At 64.4% G+C, this 915-nt stretch carries 1 protein-coding gene; it reads right to left on the bottom strand.

The genetic code is table 11. From position 1 onward, the window contains the following. Positions 1-89 precede the first annotated feature (89 nt). Positions 90-915, bottom strand: an 826-nt coding sequence (locus HMPREF1494_RS11590) for a glycerophosphodiester phosphodiesterase (RefSeq protein WP_197017151.1), incomplete at its 5' end; no start/stop codon positions are given.

A 915-nucleotide genomic window follows, 5' to 3' on the forward strand; every position in this document is an offset into this window, starting at 1 on the left:
GCCGTCAGCCGTGCCCAGCGACAGCGGTACGCAGCCCAGCCTGAATAGCGAGAGAGGCCCCACCCCGGCAGGGTGGGGCCTCTCAGCTGCTACGGATGCACACGTGACGGGAAGGACGCCATGAGGCCGGACGCGCCCTTATCGAGCGCCGTCCTCGCCTGTCCCTCGTTGGTGATGATGTGCGCGATCGTCGGCTTCCCGGTTGCGTTGATCCGATTCCACACGTCCGCGCTCGCGGACCACTCCATGCCGATCATGTCCCATGAGCCGAGGTCAGCCGCGGGAACTTCTGCGGGGTAGAGCATTGCCATTGTGCGGTATCCGCGTGCTTTCGCGCGCACCGCGCTCGTCCCCTTCGCGAAAATCTTCCAGATGACGCGGCGCTCTGGGTGCCCACCGAAAGCGGTGTCGAGGTACTCAAAGAGCCGTTCCTCGGCCTGCAGATCAGCAGTGTTTCGCTGGTCCTCAGATGACGTCGTTTTGTGGTCGATCGCGAGGACCACGTCATCTGGGATCTGGTCGACGATGTCGCGAAGCCGCATGAACGGCCCCGTTCCCTGTTGGAGTGTGCGCAGTGTGCTCCAGGGGGTAGACCAGATCGGCAGGTCCGTGCCAGGCACGGTCCTCGTCGTTTTCCAGTCGTGGATCGCGACGAATTCGGCGGGCTCTCCGTTCGGTCCCTTCGCAGAGAGACGGACGGAGATCTCCAGGGCCTTGAAGCCTGCGCGCAGCGAGGCTTCGAGACCGCGCTGTGTGAATTCTGGATACTCTGTGCCGCCCATTCTATGCGCGATATAGAAGGGCTTCTGCTTGAGGAATTGCTCGACGACGTCCGTCGAGGTCGGCGTGACCGGGGTCGTCGCCTCACGGCGGCGCAGGAGAAGATCTCCCCCGTCGCGCCGTCGGCGGCGCACG

Origin of the sequence: Bifidobacterium sp. MSTE12, assembly GCF_000513015.1 — a bacterium.
GTDB classification, from domain to species: Bacteria; Actinomycetota; Actinomycetes; order Actinomycetales; family Bifidobacteriaceae; genus Bifidobacterium; species Bifidobacterium dentium.